The following is a 1,209-nucleotide window of genomic DNA, read 5'->3' as shown; positions in this document are numbered from 1 at the left end:
CTAGTCTTTGACAATCAGTTCACGAGGCATTCGTGTGAGCGGCTCGTGGCCGCGCTCGGTAACAATGAACGATTGTGTGATCGTAATACCGGTGTCTTTTAGCCAGAGGCCTGCCATTAAGTGGAACGCTGCCCCGGGCTCAAGCATGGTCAAGTCTCCACGGCGGATACTTGCGGTACGCTCTGACCACGTTGGGGTGAAACCAACTCCTATAGTGTAGCCCAAGCGAGTTTCTTTCTCGATGCCGTAAGCGCTAATCGTCTTTCGCCAGGCAAGCTCTATGTCCTGACAGGTTGCGCCAGGGCGAACGACCGCCAATGAAGCCTCTATTCCCTCGATCACATACGAAGCCAGATCCCGGTAGCTCTGCGGCGGCTTCCCGAAGTAGATCGTTCGACTCATCGGCGCATGATAACGCAATCGACACCCTGACAATTCAATGTTCGCGACCGAATTGGCGTCGATAGGGCGATCGGTGAAAATCGGATGAGCCTCAGCAGCGCGAATTCCGAAGCCCATGTGCGGCGGACTTGTCGCTGGAAGGCCACCGAACGCCTCGGTACCGGACATTTGAGCATGATAGATGGCTGCAGCTACATCACACTCCCTTACACCCGGCGCAGCGATCTCAACTGCACGTCTCATCATGCGCTCAGTAATTTCGCCAGCTTGACGCATATAGGCGATCTCTTGGCTACTTTTCACATAACGCACCCAGTTCACCAGGAGCTCAGCGTCTTTCAGACAGACGTTGGGCATTGCCTTCTGAAATTCAGCGTGATCGCGCGCAGTATAATAGAAGGCTCCCATCTCAACGCCGACAATCTTCGCAGTCGGCGCCTCTTTCAAAATGACCGCTGCCATAAACTGTGCAGCATGTCTCTCACGAGAATTCACGTAGATGTCTGGGTACGGAATGATATGGTCATCTGGAAGGTAAGTGGTGACATTCGACGTCTGAGCGTCAACTCTTCGAACGATCCACACAGGCAGTTCATTTTCTTGAAAAACCAGTAGAGCTTGAGGCGTATAGAACGACCACGCGTCATATCCGGACAAATAGTAGATGTTTGCTGGCTCTGTTACAATCAGTACATCTATTTCCTCTGACTGCATGCGTTCTTTTACACGCCGAAGACGTAACCGGTACTCTTCTTCAGAAAAATGCAGAATACGCATTTTCACCCACCTTTTTGCGCGAATGCTGGT

1 protein-coding gene is annotated in these 1,209 nt (G+C 52.0%); it reads right to left on the bottom strand.

Annotated features, from left to right (window positions below; genetic code table 11):
* Positions 1-1,209 (bottom strand): M24 family metallopeptidase (locus tag AC0L3D_RS36680; protein WP_473647531.1); only part of this gene is annotated, 1,209 nt, incomplete at its 5' end.

Source organism: Mesorhizobium sp. WSM4837, assembly GCF_055811435.1.
Note: the sequence above shows the minus strand (reverse complement) of the source record. Positions and strands in the feature narration are given on the sequence as shown.